Consider the following 17232-nt stretch of genomic DNA (forward strand, 5'->3'; position numbering starts at 1 on the left):
TGGGGTCCATCCTTTTTGTCCTAGGCGGAGAAGGGAATTGGGCCCACGGACCTAGAGTTGGAAGAATCGCAGCCTATTTCGATCCGGTTTCGTCCATTGCCTTTTGCCAGATAAAGCGCCTGGTCTGCTCGTTCAATCAGAGACTTGACATCATCCTTTTCCGGAAGATACCAGACCACACCAAAAGAGGCAGTTACTCGTAATTCATTCCCATTGCAAAGAAAGGGCTCAGCAAACGCCCGTTGATGCATGGCTGTCACTCTATGTTCAAGGTCTTCGGCGGGTATCCCGGGAAGGAGAACCAGAAACTCCTCTCCTCCATAACGACCAACGGCATCGTAAGGCCTGATCACGGAATGAAGCCGCTGTGCATACTCACGAAGCGCACAATCTCCTGTGACATGTCCGTAGGTATCGTTGATTTCCTTGAAATAGTCTAGATCTGCAAGCACAACCGCCAGCGGCTTCTTCTCCCGAGCGGCCCTCTCCATCTCCAAAGTCAGTTGATAAAAGATAGCCGAGCGATTCAGCAGTCCGGTGAGCGGATCATGAGAGACCTGCTCTTCCAGCGCAGCTCGAATCTTGAGCAGTTCGGCCTTCTCCTTCTCCAACTCAGCCGTACGTTGGCTAATGATCTTTTCCAGCCGGCTATTCTGCAGCATTAAGGTGTGTACGCTCCAGCGCCATATTGCCACCGGAATTAATAACACCAATCCTGCCTCCACAAGCAGAACCTCTCGGCTATGCCACCAAGGAGGAGTAATGTGACAGACTGTCTCAATGTTTTCGAGCCCACTTGTCTTTGCTGAGGCGTAAAATGCATATTGCTCTGCCTGTCGCATCCAGCAGCCCACTAGTAAGACGCCCACGAGAATGGCGGATAATCTCCCCATACCTGACTAAGCGTTATATCTTCCCTCAAGGCACGACTAAATAGTAAGAAAAATATAATAATTAGTGTCATCCATCTGGGTACGAATGTAACTCGCTTTCGTGCCTGTCCCTGGATCGGGCATTTCTCCCGTGCACAAATTAACGGCCAAGCCAATTGGACGGCTTGGGTGTTCTCCCGTGAGAGAATTTCCGCAGCTCCTACTCGCAAAAACGAGGTTAAGTACGAAGAATTACCTGTACGTTCGAAGGAGTGTCTTCCCGCCCAGATATGTTCTTATGACTTACAGGCTATAACTGAACTTGAAAGCTGTAACCATGGCGTTCAAAGCCTAGAGACTCGTAGAACCGATGAGCATCCTCTCTCCGCAAATTACTGGAGAGGACAAATTTGTAACACTCTGCTTTACGGCATTCTTCTTTCGCATGGTTCATCATTGCTCTACCAACGCCATGTCCTTGCCATGCCGGAGAGACAGCAACATCTTCAATAACTCCGGATCTGCGGCCACGTTTGGCCAGATTATCCATAATTAAGAGCGCATAGGTTCCTGCCGGAAGACCATCTGCAAGCGCAATGAAGATACGGTAATTCGGGTAACGTTGGAAGATTTGGAAGTGTGCCTTTGCCTCTTCGAGCGTAAAAGCAGAGTCTGCAGTAATACCTGTCGAGGAATACAGCTCCAGAATGGCCTCAATATCTTTCTGCGTTGCTTCTCGGATTTCGATCTTCATCTCTGTTGACGCTCCTCGCGAAGGTCACCCCAATTCCGCCGTTCAATTGCGCGAAGCTGGCTAAAGCTGCCTCGCTCTTCCCAAACGTTCGAAGCTACCGCATCAGCGATTCCAGCTCTTGTTGCAGGAATTCGGTAATCTCTTCCGCACTCAGCCCATGTGGCAAGGGAATCGGCTTACCGACACGAACACGAAGCTTTCCGGAACGGAACCAGCCTTTTCCCACCTGCTTTAGCTCTCCAAGCCCAAGGAGCGCTACGGGCAACACTTCGGTCCTCGCCTGTTGAGCCAGAATCCCGATGCCTCCACGGAATCGGCGAAGCTTACCATCAGTCGAGCGTCCCCCCTCAGGGAAAACAATCACATGGTAACCTCGGTCGAGCGCTTCTCCAGCATGAGCGAAACTTCTTTGAAAGCCTGCTGAGCGGGGAAGCGGAAACACATTGAAGAGAGCTGTCAGTAACCAATAAGTCGCCGGACCCAGCAGGTTTTGCCACCATGCCGGTTGGTTCCGCCCATGCCTCCAATCGTCGAGCATCTCTCCTGCCATAGCAGCCGCGACATGATCCCTCATCTGTCGCGGAAGTGCATACAAGAGCAATGGAACATCGAACGCTGTTACATGATTCGCGATGATCAGCATTGGCCGCGCAGGATGCAGTTCTTCGCAGACTTCCACTTTCGGATCCGCCAGAACAGAGACGAGCAAACGCATAACAACTTCCGTAAATGCCATCCGCAGCATACGGAAGGGCCAAGACCATGGCCAATAGGGATAGACGAACTCACGAACAGGACGTCTGATACTGGTCGATTCGAAAGAAATCTTCTGGACTGTCTGGTGTAGTTCACTGCCAACAGATGCCGTTTCAGTCTTCTCTAACCCCAGCCAATTGCGGAGTTCGCCTAAGGTTGCGATCTGCTGAAATTGCTCATCGCTACCGGTAACACCAAGTTCTTCTTCCAATGCTGCCGCCAACTGAACACGACTTAAGCTATCGAGATGAAGATCCTCTTCAAGGCGGGCATCGTCATCGGAGTGGGCAGATTCTTCGCCTGTGAGGCTCTGAATAAGAGTAAGCAACCAGTCCTTTTCGGCAACAGCAACGCCGCCAACCGCGTTGGCATGACCATGTTCGTGTAGCCATGCTGAAACACGACGACGTTGTACCTTTCCCGTAGAAGTTCGAGGGAGATCCGGCTCTGGCCATAAAGTCCAGCGGCGAATCCGTTGATATTCCGGGAGGCTCTCATTTGCGCGTTGTACCGCACTCGCCGCCTCTTCACGGCTTCCACGAAAGACAAAGACCGCAAAAGGCTCATGCCCGTTAGGCGTCTCTATTCCAACAACCGAAGTAGCTTGTACACCCACCTGTTCTTGTAGCGCTGCTTCCAGATCTTCCGGATGGATATTCATTCCGGAGCCAGTCACGATCACTTCACTCTTTCGGCCAAGAAAGCGTAGCTCTCCGGAGGGAAGCTTTTCTGCAAGGTCTCCGGTAGCCAGCCAGGAGTCTTCACGATGACGAAGTGCTCCTTTGTGCCACGTTGCCTGCGAGATCATGTCTCCACGAACCAGAACCTCACCGTCGGGTCCCAGCTTGACCTCTCGGCCAGGAAGCGGCTTTCCGATAGAACCACGGCTGACATGAAAGGGGTGATTCAAAGTGATTAGAGCTGTCGTCTCCGTCATGCCATAGCCCTGAATCAGGACAAAGCCAAGAGCACCCCAAAATTGCTCCAGATCGGCAGGGAGCGAAGCACCACCGCAGACAATAGCCCAGAACTTGAAACCGAAGGTCTTGTGAATTTTACGGAAGTACCACCAGCGTTTCCATGCACGAAATTTCTTTGCTGCAACTATCTTTGAGGCAAGGGCCGGATCTTCCGTTTCCAGGTGCGTTTTCATCAGTGCAAGCACCCGGGGAACCGCAGCTAGAACAGAAATTTTTTCACGGCGAATCGTTTCGATCAGCCGCGGGGCTACCAGTCTCGATTCCAGGTGAACCTCTGCAGCAAGCAAAGGCGGAACCCATATTCCCATGAATTGGCCGAAGACATGGCTCAGAGGCAAAGTATGGAGAAAACGCAAGGGATGAAAGATGCGTTCATAACGCAGATACTTTTGCATCTCCCGCTCAATCGGACCAAGGCTGGCCAGAATATTGCGATGAGTGTGAACCACTCCCTTCGGCTCACCGGTTGTGCCGGAGGTAAAGAGAATTTGTAACGGTGTATCTGCCGAAAGAGAAGGAGCCTCAGCAGCTTCCTCTTCGGAAAGAGCTGTCTCAAAGTCTTCAAAGAGCAGGCGGTCCAGTTCCAAGGGGAGTGTAGCAAGGAGGGAAGAATCTCCCACGACGAGAGCCGGACGAACATCAGCCGCAACTCTCCGCGCAAACTCGGCAGAGCCGCTCGCATCTAGAGGAACAACCAGGACACCACGGAGAATGCAACCGAAAAAGGCACCCAGCCATTCGGCGCTGTTCTCACCCCAGAGCAACACCCGGTCACCGGCAACAATGCGGCGCTTAATCAGCTCCGCTGCAAATCTTCCAGCGTAGCGAGCTAATTCTGCATAACTGGTACGAATACGTCGATTGCCGATAAAGCGCACAACTGCTGTCTGATCGCCATGACGGCGGAAATCGTTGATCAGCGTAGCCAGAGTGGATCGCACAGTTTGCACCCTTTAGTGAATTTGAGTCTTTGGGAACACTAGATTTGTTGCGTTTTCCATCGCCCTCGACGAAAGAGAATCATACTTGTCCCCGCAATCAACCCCTCCGATATTACGACGGAAAGAAACGCTCCTTCAGCACGCAACATGGTGTGTGTCGCAAGCCACCAGGCCAGAGGCAATTGGATAATCCAAAATCCAAAGAAATTGACGATAGTTGGAGTAACAGTGTCGCCAGCGCCATTAAAGGCCTGAAGCATCACCATGCCATATGCATAACAAACATTTCCGCAACTGAGTATACGCAACGCACCTGCGGCGATAGGAACCACCATGGGATCGTTGGTAAAGAGCCTCACAACGGGAGTTGCAAAGATGATAAAGACAACTCCGATGCTTCCTAGAAAGATCATGTTATAGAAACCTGTCCGCCAAACAGCCTTTTCTGCACGGTCGGGACGGTGTGCACCGAGGTTCTGTCCTACCAACGTTGCTGCTGCATTGCTCAAGCCCCATGAAGGAAGAATGAAAAAGATCACAATGCGGATTGCTACCGTATAACCGGCAACGGCAGATGCTCCGAAGATGGAAGTAATACGAACGAGCCCCATCCAACTGGCACTGGCTATCGTGAATTGGAGAATGCCGGTGAATGACACACGGAGCAATCTCCAAAGAACCCGAACGTTGATATGCAGATGCCGAGCCAGAATTTTGATACGCTCGGTTCCTTTCATCAGCCGGTAGAACTGATAAAGAACTCCGATGCTGCGTCCGGTAAGAGTCGCAAGCGCCGCCCCCGTGACTCCCATACGCGGGAAAGGGCCAAGCCCGAAGATAAGACAAGGATCGAGAACGAGATTAATGATGTTGCTGACCCAGAGCAGCCTCATAGCGATGGCTGCATCTCCGGCTCCACGGAAGATAGCGTTGTTCAGAAAGAGCAGAATGATAGCGCCACATCCGCCAAGCGCAATACGGGCATAGGAAGATCCAACTGCAACAATAGCTGGCGAGGCTCCCATCAGAGCCAACAGCTGAGGAGCATAAATCCCGGCAGGAATTCCTATAACGAGAGAAGTCAGCAATCCCAGAGCAATCGCCTGCACGGCCGATATCGATGCATCTTCAAAATCTTTTTCTCCAATTCGTCTTGCCACCATCGCCGTGGTCGATAAAGCCAGTCCCGAACCTACTGCAAAGATCAGGGATAGCATGGATTCCGTCAGTCCAACTGTAGCGACGGCATCGGCTCCCAGGTGTCCTACCCAGAAGACATCGACAATGGAGAATAGCGACTCAAGAACCATCTCCAGAACCATAGGAACGGCCAGAAGGAAAATGGAGCGATTGAGGCTCCCGACCGTATAGTCCTGGTGTGTTCCTCGAAGAGCATCCTGGATGGAGTTCCACAAACTCTTTCGCGGAGAAAAATCGGCGACTTGTGTCGATTCAGACATAACAAAAGCTTGTAGCGAGTTTACAAGCTTTTGAACTTATCGGCATGTACTGCAGGGCACGAGTGCAAACGGGACTCGTGTATTGAGGAGGGATATGAATGGAAGATAAAGAGGCTGGCTTTCAGCCAACCTCTTCTTGATTTGTCTTTTAAGGAATTGCAGATCCTAAGCGATACAGGGCTCTAGAAGAGGAGCAGCCGCAACTTCCTTTTTGTTGAGCACCGTGCGGATCACATCTTCTACCGTATAACTGCTCTGTCCGGGACTCAGGAACTGAGTGATGAAAGAAACATCGTCGCCCATCGTGACCAATCCGCCCTCGAGATACTTTCCATTGCGGATTTGGGGCTGACCGATATTGGACATCAACCCATTACAGACGCACTTTCTGCCAACAGTCTCTTCCAGAGTTCCGCCTTTGCTCAAATAGACGGTGACAGGCTCGGCAGCACAACGATAGCCAATCGAGCCATCTTCCATCCGATACGCCTCACGCAAATAGCCGAGATCGCAGATCCGATGGCGTGCCGCATAATTTTCAGCCTCGGAATTTGTCCCTTCCAGACAAGCTACCTTGAATGGAAAGCCCGTAGGAGAAGCAAGAGGATCGGTAAAGACACGAGCTTCGCCTTTGAGTGCCTTCTCGATCAATTGCTTTTTGAATTCCGGAGCTAAGCCGGATTCCTCGGTACAGGAAAAGGCTGTGCCGATCTGCACGCCAGTAGCTCCAGCATCAAGGGCTTCCTGCACTTTTGAGGGAGAGCCAAAGCCTCCCGCCAGCCAAAAGGGAACTCCGAGTTTGCGGATTCCGGCAAGATCCACCTGATCTCGCTCACCATAGATCGGCTCTCCTTTTTCGCTCAAGGTCAACTTTCCGCGTGGCGGAGCATTATGGCCTCCCGCAGTTGCACCTTCGATAATGAACCCATCTACTTTGCCATTTGCTCTCTTGAGCATGGTGAGAGCCAGTGTGTTTGAGGAGATGATCGCAAGGAAGACAGGCCGCTTCAGTGGAGGCAGCTCCTGTTCCATGTAATCCTTGGGATCAAATCTCATAAGGGTATCGTCAGCTTCTGTAGCTCCGGCCACTACCAGCGGATATGTGGCTGGCTGATGGTCCACAAACTTATCGAGTATTCCGGGAATTTTGAGTGGTATTCCCGCTCCCATCAGGATGTAGCTGACACCGGCCAGCATGGCTCCATAGATAGAAGGGAGGTGGGGCATCTGAATCTTTTCGAGGAAATTGATTCCGACAGGATTGTTATGTCCTTCACGAGCAAGGAAGACCTCGACAAAATTTCCGAGGATGCACAGTTCAACTAGCTCACGAGGATCGTCCTTGCAATGTGCCGGCAATCGACGATAGGCAGCTTCGCTCGGTTTTCCGCCCGGGATGTAATAAGAAGTCCAAACCTTTTCGGCAATGGAACGAAAGGGAAACGCATCCAGTGCGCGCCGAACATGTCCGCCTGGATCCCCGTCTTGCAATCGCCGAACGAGAATCTCATCCAGCGCAACACCTGAAACAACACCAAGTTGTCCGAGACGCGAAACGGCTTGCGCGAGCCTCCAGTTGGAGACGCCTGCTCCCATTCCGCCTTGAATAACCAATGGATAACCACTCATACTCCAATAATTTCATTGGATTGAAATAGAGATTGTCGAAGTTTTGTAATAGCAGCCGACATCGTTATAGAGGAGGTTCAAAGCGGAAAAACAAGCATGCAGGAAAGCGAACAAACAGCGAAGACGAGACGTCTCGAATAGACCACTATCTGAAACGGAACCACTGTCGCCAGAAAGCATCCTGCATACGGAGCTAAAGGTTTCTATCTCTATATATCAACGAGTAACTTTTCGTATGCGCAATTTTGCGCAGAGAGGAACCTTCCATGAAAAAGTCACTTCGCGTATTTGTGCTGATCCTTACTGTTTCCGTTTTCACACTTCCTTCAGCTCTAGCTGGACCAGGCACAGGCAATCCCAGCCCCATAAGGGGAAATGCTTATTCTGCAGCAGTTTCAGTAATTCTCTCTCTTCTCGGTATATAAATCAGGCAAAATAGAACCGCAGAGACGGCATGGATTTAACCTTTCTTGATAGATTTTTGTGGGCGGCGTCATTCATAGGAAACGTCGCCCTACTTCTGGTTCTTCTCGTACGGGGTCGCTGGAGGCATTTCCCGGTAATCACCGGATACATGGCATTTGAACTCGTTTCTACAATTGTCCTGTATTCGATTTACCGCTATGGATCCTTCCGGGCTTACAACTGGGCATATTGGTGCTTTGCCTTCCTTGATTTTGTGCTTCAGCTCGGGCTCATGTTTGAGATCACCCGTGTCGTCCTGAAACCGACAGGGACATGGGTGAGCGACGCCAAGGGTATTTTTACGATTCTTGGCATCATCGCTGTCTCTTTGGCGACAGGTGTTGCCTTAATGGTGAGGCCCGCTCTTTCCACAGGTCTGCAGTGCTGGGCCGTAAGAGGGGAGCTATTTACCAGCATGATCATCTGCGAGGTCTTTTTGATGGTCATGATTGTCTCCAGTCACCTGGGACTTTTCTGGAGAAACCATGTTATGGGCTTTGGCCAGGGGTTATCCATATGGGCCCTGGTAGCGCTGCTGGTAGACACAGCACATAGCTTCTTGTCGATGCATTATTACACGACTTTGGAACATGTTAGAATCTTTTCTTATCTAGCTGCGTTGGTTTACTGGATCATTACTTTTTGGAGAGAAGAGCCGGAGAGAAGAGAGCTCACACCGGAGATGCAGGCATATTTGGCAGGACTACATCAAACGGTTCAAGACGAATTATCCAAAGTAGTGATTCCCCAACATCGTGAATAGGGCCGGCAGAAAATGATTGCAATCACCGCAGTTGTGGCAAGTACAATTTCGGCAATCGTTGTCAGTACTGTTCAGTACCAGTTGCACATTCAGCGTCTTCGCTCTGCAACCTGGGATGAACTTGTCGCCAAGTTACAAGAGGTGCCGCGGAAAGGCCTGGAAACAGTCGCGCTAGACAGTCTTCAACCGAAAGTAAACCAGCTACGATTAGAGCCTCCTGACATGTGGCAGCTTTTGGGAGGAATCAAAGGCCTACAGCGCATGAAAGAGAATGCGCAGATTTTGATTGCTCTGGCGGCCTACGTACAGCGTTGGAATTATACCGAAGCTGTAATCGTAGCCGAACGGATGCGAATGGATGCCGTCCATCTGAAGCGCGCTGTCTTCCATATTCAGGTGGAGATGTTCCTCCATAGCCGATGGCTGCGGATGCCTTTTTATGTTCATGAAGCTGCTGCCTCTTATTACCTCATGACACAGCGGCTCTTGGCCTTGTACGAATCGAGCCATGTAGGACTGCTCCCTCGGTTGAAGGAAGCCGTCTAGCTTTATCAAGCAATCTGAAAGTAAAGGCTTATGGGTTTGTATGAGGACACGGTTTTCACGCCATGTCCTCATAAGCCTGGAGTTTGCTATTCCTTACTGCTTCGCTTTAGGGAGGCAGTCGAGTTCGTTATATGCAGGCTGGTAGTCAATACCTCTTCCGTGCCTGGCTGAGCTCCGCCAATTGAAATCTCATACTCACCGGGAACAACAGAGCGCACGCCTTCCGGCGAAACAGTGCTCAGCTGTTGAGGATCTATGGTGACAGAGATTGGTATCGTCTCGGATTTGTTCAGATGCACCCTCTTAAATCCGACAAGCTGACGTAGAGGAGCTCCGGCGATATTCTTTGGAGTTAAGTAAACCTCCACCACCTCGTCTCCGTCGCGATCACTTACATTGCGCAGATTCGCTCGTACCGTGAGCGGTTGACTTGATCCGATTGCATTGTCGGAGAGTTCCAGATTCGAATACTGGAAACGCGCATAGCTCAATCCATACCCAAAAGGATAAAGAGGTTTGCCGCCGAAGTATCGATAGGTTCGATGCTGCATCGAGTAATCGGCGAAGGATGGTAGTTGCTCTGTTCCAGCATAGAAAGTAATTGGAAGCCTTCCAGCTGGATTGTTCTCTCCGAATAATGTCTCCGCAATTGCAATGCCGCCATTCTGGCCTGGATACCAAGCCTCAAGAATAGCGGACGCCTTTTGCTCCGCACCCTTCATGGCAATAGCACTGCCATTCATTAATACAAAGACCATAGGCTTTCCCGACTCGGATAAGGCGTCCACCAACTTTGCCTGAGCTTCAGGCAGTTCGATGGTCGTGCGATCGCCGCCCTCGAAGCCCTGAACATGCACAGGCATCTCCTCGCCTTCCACCTCCGGACTCAGTCCCAAAAACACAATAATTGCATCTACATTTTGAGCTATCGAGACCGCTTCCTTACGCAGAGCTTCTACTGGAGGCTTCCAATTGAATGTGAGTCCTGCACCAAAGTGGGGAGCATCGTGTGCATATTCGATCCGTATCGGATGCGGTCGGGTATCGTCAAAACGGAGCTCGAAGGGAGTTGTCGGGGCTCTCCTACCATGTGTACGAGCATGTTTGAAGTCATAGACCAATTTGTCGTCAAGCCAGACCTTAATTGCCTCCTCATCCTCACAAGTACTGCAGTGAGCCATAGAGAAATTGAAACCGTAGGTCCCGGGGGAGGGGACTGAAATGGTTCCGGACCAGCGTACCCCGAAGTTCTCTGCAGGAACCTGAGGAACCGGAGAGGAACCATTCCAGTCAAAATCGATGTGTGAGTCAACTCGCTTCAAAACCGGACCGCCTTCGAAGTGTCCGTTTGAATAGTATTCGGCGGTCAATCCGTGTTTATCGGCTTGTCCTTCCGGAGAAAAAGCTGTCTCGGGAATAGGAACCGGAATTCCTTCTACATACGGAGAGCCCTGGGCATACAACACATGGCCAGGCATGCGCTCCTGCAAAGCTTTGAGGGGAGTAACCGGATGCGAAGCGATTGCATTGTAATTGCCTTCCAGTGCGGGGAGGGCTGCGGCATTGGGTCCAATCACTGCTAGCGTCTTGATTTTTGAAGAAAGCGGCAGAATAGACTGATCATTTTTCAGCAAGACCATGGATGCCCGAGCTGCTTCCAAAGAAATTGCGCTATGTGCTTCGGAATTGTTTGCAGAGAAGGGGATGGAGTTATACGGAGTCGCATTGGGCGGATCGAACATTCCCAGGCGGAAGCGCGCCGTAAAGAGTCGCTTCACCGAGGCGTCAATCTCCGATTCTGAAATCAGACCTCTGGCAACCGCCCCGGCTAATGCGGTGTATTCTTCGCCACAACTCAAATCTGTTCCCGCCTTCACAGAAACAGCTGCCGCAGCTTCCATATCCGGTGCAAACTTGTGACCTTGAGCAACATCTGTAATTGCCGCACAGTCGGAAACTACAAAGCCGTTGAAATGCCAGTCTCTCTTTAGCTTCTGTTGGAGTAGAAAATCATTTGCGCAAGCTGGAGCACCACCAACGGAGTTATAGGCACACATCACACTAGCGGCATGTGCTTCCTGTACGAGTTGTCGAAATGCTGGAAGGTAGGTGTCTTCCAAATCGCGGTTTGACGCCACTGCGTCGAATGTATGGCGATCCGATTCCGGCCCGCTATGGACTGCGAAGTGTTTTGGTGTCGCAATCGTCTTGAAGTACTTTGGATCATTCCCCTGAAGCCCCCGCACAAAAGCGCTGCCGATTTGTCCGGTTAGAAAGGGATCTTCTCCATAGGTCTCCTGACCTCTACCCCACCTGGGATCACGAACGATATTGATATTGGGTGACCAGATGGTCAGGCCATAGTAGATGCTGTAATTCTTTTCCTTCTGAGCATGGTTGTACTTTGCTCTTGCTTCCGTCGATATGACGTCGGCAATGTTCTCGACCATCTTGACATCCCATGTAGCCGCCAACCCAATCGCTTGTGGAAAGACCGTTGCATATCCGGATCGTGCAACTCCATGCAGCCCTTCGTTCCACCAATCGTATGGAGGAATATGAAGGCGGGGGATGCCAGGTGCAGCATTCTTCATCTGAGAAATCTTCTCTTGCAAAGTCATTCTTCCAACAAGATCGCTCACCCGCTGCTCTATTGGCAGAGATTGATCTAGATACGCCTCCCGATTCTTTGCAGTCTGAGCCGAAAGAGAAACGGAGATAAAGGCAAGAACGACAAAGACGCCAAGACTAGAGTGCCAGGACGATCTCTGAACTTTTCTGGATTGAGAGTTGGCGGTAAACATAATCTATTCCTTGTTGTCAGAACTCGAGATGATCGACACTCTCAACCGTGCGATCGGTAATTCTGGAACTGCCAAAGCTACGAAAATCCCTCACATCCCTAAGGGCATAGGCTGGTGTATGTCGAGCGATCTTCAAGCGGAAGCTATCAAACCCCTCTACATCCTGAAGCCAGAAAGACGGACGCATATCTGCCTGCTCAACTGCAATCTCCACATTCGAGAGCTCCAGATTCCGCGCATGCCGGATGAAGAATCCTCGTGAAGGAAGCACTCCAAACATAGAAGCTTCGGGATAGGCATTCTCCTTTTCGGGAGGAAGCAAGGAGGCCCACTCCTGGGTTCCTCCGCCTAGCTGATGAAGATAGAGATTGCTCAGCTGGATATCTTCAATTGGGTTTCCCGGGACACCGCTGATAATTGAGGGATATTCCGCAACAGCTCCATAGCTCACAATGTTGGAAAGGAGGACTCTGCGCAACACTCCAGGGGCAACTCCCTGAGGACCACGCATGCGCTTTCCCAAACGCAAAAAAATGGGGGAATGAACCACGCCTCGCATCGTGATATTTGTTACGGTGATGTCCTCAATTTGTGCCCCATCAACACTCTCCAGGGCAAAACCTCGACACCCCTCGAAGATGCAATTCGTGATGGTGATATTTTTGAAACCACCATTCGACTCGGTACCGCACTTTATGCGGCCTACGGCCTTCCGCTCCTGAGAGTAGGTTGCACGCTTATAGACTCCACTCAGCATGGAGCCGTATTCATAAGCGCCTGTCACATAACAATTTGAAATTGTGACATTCTCGGTTGCTCGTGCATATCCGAGGGCAAAGGAACTCTTCGGGCAGATTGCATCGTCCCAGGGAGAATTGACAGCACAATTCGAAACCCTGACATTCTTACAGCAGTCGATATCAATTCCATCTCGATTGGTATCTATCTTCAAATTATCGATTGTTACGTTGTCGACACCGGTCAGCAAAATGGCAAAATGGCCGCCCATCAAAATCGAAAAGTCTCGAAGAATGACGTTATGACAATTCTTCAGGGCAATGGCCTTGTTTCCGACTCCTGGGCTTTCTGCGCGAGGGAACTCATCTGCCTCACCGCGACTGAGGCCCTTACCCCAGACCAGGCCAGGACCATAGATGGAGATGTCTTCCAATCCGTCTCCCCATATCAAACTGTTCGGCCAGTGATTGTGACCAAAGTCCTGATACTTCTCCCACAACTGAGGAGGACCTGCGGGATCATAGCCACCTGCTGTTGTTCCCTCCCTGGATACCTCTGCAGCAATGATTGTCGCTCCTGCATCGAGATAGAGAGAAATGTGACTCTTCAGACGAATGCTGTAGCAAAGGTAGTTTCCAGCAGGAACGAATATCGTCCCGCCACCCGAAGCTGCAACCGTAGTGATCGCCTCGTTGAAAGCTTGCGTATCGATAGTCTTTCCGTCGCCTGTCGCTCCGAAAGATCGCACATTGAAAAAGCGTGTGTCCGATGGTGCTGGAGCCTTGGAACTCTGCCTCTGGGCCAGGAGTGAAGGGCCGGGAATGGCCGCTGCCAAAATTCCTGTAGAACTATTCTTCAGAAAATCTCTTCGAAACATCATTTCTCCTGAACCAGAGCACTGCAAAGATTCGTTGAAATACGAAGCAGCTAAAGACAAAGCTGGCTCATGCGATTCAAGGAACCACCAAAAATCGTCACTATCTTTTACTAATTAGTGGGGAGTTTTCTATCGAGGATACGATGCCGTTCGCGACCTGCACCGTATCCTCAAGCATCTGCGTAGATCTAGAACATGATCTTTAGCGAGAGCTGACCAATGCGGGGATCTCCATTGGTTGACGTGATACGGCCAAAGGCCGAGTTCGTCACCGACTGGGTTGGATCACCGAAATTGGTGTGATTCAGAACATTGAAGTATTCAGCACGGAACTGGAACTGCAAACCTTCATTAACAGGGAAGTAGCGCATAACGCTGACATCCCAGTTTGCATATTGCGGTCCCACGAAACTGCCCTTCGCAATGTTCCCATACGATAGCGCCAGGTTCGACGTGTATTTGGGATTCGTCGAGAAGTTTGCAGTATTCAGATAAGATTTGCATGCAGTTGTTACGCTGCCGCATGCATTTCCGCCATAAGGATTCTGCCCATTCCATACACCGCGTTCACGTCCCAGGTTGGTACCGCTATTGCCAGCACCAGTGATGGTGACGGGATTACCGCTACGGAAGGTAAAGATGCCGTTTGTCTGCCAATGATTAACTATGTAGCGCGTAACCGGACTACCACCAGTAAAGTGCGGCAGAGTCCATACATAGGAAATAGTAAGGACATTTCGGTGATCGTAGTCTGAAGGACCATAGTCCAAGCGCTTGAAGTTCGGCTCATAGATCGGAAGCACATAGCCGGAGCCGGGAACAACAGCAGTTGCAGAAGCTCCAAAGGGGAAGTTATCCAGAGCCTTAGACCAGGTGTAATTGATGAAGGCAGTCAGGCTTGAGCTGACCTTCTTCTGCAAAGATGCCTGCATCGAGTGGTAGGTGGCATTACCGCCTGCATCGACCAGAGCAATTGGATTCGTATAGTTCTGTACCGCATTTGCCGAATAATAGACACGCTTTCCGGCATTGGCGCCTTGGTTATAGGTCGGATTGATATCCGATGGTACATATTGATGAACGCTATGGGATGCTACATAGGCGAGCCGTGTCGACATGGTGCTGGTTACCTGCCGTTCAAGAGCAAGATTCCAGGAAAATGTTGATGGAAGACGATAGGTATCGGGATTGAAGGTCGAGTAGCTCTGTGCCCGATAGTTTGCCTGGCTGAAATAGCTGGCCGATGGCGGTTGCGGTGCAGGGAAGATATTCCCCCCGGGGATGCTCGCGTACGGGTTTGAGAAATCCGCCAGATTGGTAGCTGTAAACGCTACATTCACAGAAGCTACATAGGGAACAGCGTTAGCGAAAATATTATCAAAGACTCCAGGCAAACGGGTGTCATAGAATTGACCGGCGCCGCCGCGAAGACTGGTTGTTCCATCTCCGAAGACATCCCAGGCAAAGCCGACTCTTGGCATAAAGTGTGTATAAACCGGACGCACCATATCCTTTACGAATCCCTGGTCGCCAGGAAAGAGTAAGCCCGCCAACGCAGTTGGATGTGTGGTGGAAACTTGACCGGCGGCACGTGCTGACGGACTGAACATACCCTGCCGATTCAGCTTCTCATGTTGAGGGTAAAAGGGCTCATAGCGAACGCCATAGTTCAGAACCAGGCGACGACCGATCTTCCAGCTGTCCTGCGCATAGTAGCCGGTCACCTTATAACGATTGTTGAAGTACTGACCGGAAGCCTGTTGGAAGGTGGTTAAACCTCCAAGCAGGAAATCTGCCAGAGGATTCACAATCGAGGCATTGCTTGCAAACTGGAAAATTCCGGGCTGCTGATATTGATTATTAACGTCAACTTTGGCTAACTCTCCGTGAAAACCAAAACCAAATGTATGGTTGCCACGCACCCAATGAAGATCATCGCCAAGGGTGTAGTTGTTACGACGGAAGGTAGCTGTTGGGTTGTCACCTATCGTGAAGAATCCGGATACCTGAATCTGATTGATCTGCTTGAAAGCAGGCTGCCAGATATTTACGCCAAGGTCGTTGACATTAGGCGCTCCCGCTACCGGTCCACGACCGGCATTCTCAATTTGATAGCTCAAAGTAAAGTTGTTCAGCAAGCGATCGCTGAAGGTATGTGTTTCAGCAAGAAGGATGTTGTGATATCGGATATTGGCTTGATCCGTGTAGGTGAGGAGGTTCTTGGTATCCAGAACTCCGGCATTATCGAAGCTGTCATAGAAGTAACGGAACATCAGCCGGTCATTCGGACCGAGATTATGGCTTCCGTTCCCGGTGTACTCAATGAAATTTTGCCGTACCGGCTTTATATATTGATATGTTCCATCCGTACCGCTGATGGAGGGTAAATACTTCAGCAAAGCAAGGGAAGAGGCATTGTAGTCGTTGGGGTCAATCTGACAGGTAAAGGTCGTCCCTGTGGGTGTGCATGGATAAGCCACAAGGGTCTTAGGATTAAGAATAGGGCTTGAAAGTCCGGTAAAGGTTCCTGCCAGTTGGGCTGGAGTAGGAAGAAAAGCTGTACCGGCGACACCGCTCGTGCGCAGCCTTGTTGCCTGTACACCGAAGAAGAAGAAACTCTTGTCCCGGCCATTGTAGAGCCCCGGAATGGTGATCGGTCCCCCAATGGTGCCGCCGAATTGATTGCGCTTGAGCGGATCTACAGTCTTCTTGTTTTTGACATAGCTGAAGTAGTTCGCCGCGTTGAACTCCCGATTGCGAACAAACTCGAAGCCGCTGCCATGGAAACTATTGGTGCCACTGCGGGTAATAATGTTGACCACACCGCCTGCATTCTGGCCGTATTCGGCGTTGTAGTTGCTCGTTTGAACGCTGAATTCCTGTACAGCATCCGGCATGGGGAAAGGGGCGTTTACGTTCGTGTATTCATCGACATTGTTGCCGCCATCCAGCATGTAGTTCACCTGGTTGGCGCGAGTGCCGTTAATTGTTACCGCAGCAACGACGGGGAAGGTCTTTGTCTGTCCCTGATCGATATTCGTAGACGGAGCAACGACGACACCGGGGACCAGTGTAGTAAGAGCTGCGGCGTTCCGCCCGTTGAGTGGCAGGTCCGTAACGCGCTTCTCATCGATAACCTGCGCCAGGGTGCCAGTGCTCAAATCCACCTGAGGAGGAGCGGAACTGACGTTTACAGTTTCACCGCTGCTCCCAACCTTCATAACAATCTGAATTGTGATCGCCTGATCCGCTTGCAGCGTTATGTTCTCCTGCTGATAATTTGCAAAGCCACTTGCGGTAACACCAATCGTGTAGTTGGCAGGAGGAAGTGCGGCGAAAACATATTCGCCCTCTCCATTCGATATAGCTGTGGTCCTGTCACCTGTTGCAACACGTGTCGCGACGATCGTCGCACCTGGGATGGCTGCCCCGGAGGGATCTGCTACTGATCCTGTGATTCTGCCGTAGCCCTGGGCAAACAAAACACCAGGGATACAGAGGAACATGAAGCAGGCACCAAGGAGACTACCAATTAACCTACGAAGATTGCCCATACTGCCTCCATAACTTTCTTGCCTAACTGCCAGAAGATCGCGTGGCTCAATTTTTCCCGCGACTCAAAACCGAACTTCTAGAACCGGGCTGAT

11 protein-coding genes are annotated in these 17232 nt (G+C 50.8%); 3 read left to right on the forward strand and 8 right to left on the reverse strand.

Translation table 11 applies throughout. From position 1 onward, the window contains the following. Nucleotides 1–20: 20 nt before the first annotated feature. From AC6I7T_RS02750 to AC6I7T_RS02770, 5 genes are all read right to left on the reverse strand, one after another. Nucleotides 21–869, reverse strand: a complete 849-nt coding sequence (locus AC6I7T_RS02750; protein WP_497791761.1) for a GGDEF domain-containing protein — start codon at nucleotides 867–869, stop codon at nucleotides 21–23. Between the two features lie 313 nt (nucleotides 870–1182). Then, the gene (locus AC6I7T_RS02755) at nucleotides 1183–1626 is read right to left on the reverse strand and encodes a GNAT family N-acetyltransferase (protein WP_497791762.1); all 444 of its coding nucleotides are present in this window, start codon (nucleotides 1624–1626) and stop codon (nucleotides 1183–1185) included. A gap of 94 nt (nucleotides 1627–1720) precedes the next feature. Next, the gene (locus tag AC6I7T_RS02760) at nucleotides 1721–4303 is read right to left on the reverse strand and encodes an AMP-binding protein (RefSeq protein WP_497791763.1); all 2583 of its coding nucleotides are present in this window, start codon (nucleotides 4301–4303) and stop codon (nucleotides 1721–1723) included. A 38-nt stretch (nucleotides 4304–4341) separates the two neighbouring features. Continuing rightward, on the reverse strand, nucleotides 4342–5763 hold the full coding sequence (locus tag AC6I7T_RS02765) for an MATE family efflux transporter (RefSeq protein ID WP_497791764.1): 1422 nt from the start codon (nucleotides 5761–5763) through the stop codon (nucleotides 4342–4344). Between the two features lie 165 nt (nucleotides 5764–5928). Further along, entirely contained in the window at nucleotides 5929–7392 is a 1464-nt protein-coding gene (locus AC6I7T_RS02770) for a nitronate monooxygenase (protein ID WP_497791765.1), read from the reverse strand. Nucleotides 7393–7658: 266 nt separating this feature from the next. Between AC6I7T_RS02770 and AC6I7T_RS02775 the strand changes: the two genes are divergently transcribed. Genes AC6I7T_RS02775 through AC6I7T_RS02785 form a run of 3 tightly spaced genes read left to right on the forward strand, consistent with a single transcriptional unit; the run spans nucleotide 7659 to nucleotide 9166 of the window. Continuing rightward, on the forward strand, nucleotides 7659–7817 hold the full coding sequence (locus tag AC6I7T_RS02775; RefSeq protein ID WP_497791766.1) for a hypothetical protein: 159 nt from the start codon (nucleotides 7659–7661) through the stop codon (nucleotides 7815–7817). A gap of 29 nt (nucleotides 7818–7846) precedes the next feature. Then, nucleotides 7847–8620 (forward strand): hypothetical protein, encoded by a 774-nt coding sequence (locus AC6I7T_RS02780; protein WP_497791767.1) that lies wholly within the window; start codon nucleotides 7847–7849, stop codon nucleotides 8618–8620. A gap of 12 nt (nucleotides 8621–8632) precedes the next feature. Further along, nucleotides 8633–9166, forward strand: coding sequence for a hypothetical protein (locus AC6I7T_RS02785; protein ID WP_497791768.1), 534 nt, complete (start codon nucleotides 8633–8635; stop codon nucleotides 9164–9166). An 86-nt stretch (nucleotides 9167–9252) separates the two neighbouring features. On the opposite strand, the gene AC6I7T_RS02790 is transcribed toward AC6I7T_RS02785, so the two are convergent. The 3 genes from AC6I7T_RS02790 to AC6I7T_RS02800 all read right to left on the reverse strand — a co-directional run bounded on the left by AC6I7T_RS02790 (nucleotide 9253) and on the right by AC6I7T_RS02800 (nucleotide 17139). Beyond that, on the reverse strand, nucleotides 9253–11970 hold the full coding sequence (locus AC6I7T_RS02790; protein WP_497791769.1) for a glycoside hydrolase family 3 protein: 2718 nt from the start codon (nucleotides 11968–11970) through the stop codon (nucleotides 9253–9255). A 16-nt stretch (nucleotides 11971–11986) separates the two neighbouring features. Further along, the gene (locus AC6I7T_RS02795; RefSeq protein ID WP_497791770.1) at nucleotides 11987–13588 is read right to left on the reverse strand and encodes a rhamnogalacturonidase; all 1602 of its coding nucleotides are present in this window, start codon (nucleotides 13586–13588) and stop codon (nucleotides 11987–11989) included. A gap of 185 nt (nucleotides 13589–13773) precedes the next feature. Further along, nucleotides 13774–17139 (reverse strand): TonB-dependent receptor, encoded by a 3366-nt coding sequence (locus tag AC6I7T_RS02800; RefSeq protein WP_497791771.1) that lies wholly within the window; start codon nucleotides 17137–17139, stop codon nucleotides 13774–13776. Nucleotides 17140–17232 lie beyond the last annotated feature (93 nt).

This window comes from Humiphilus diazotrophicus, assembly GCF_059726315.1.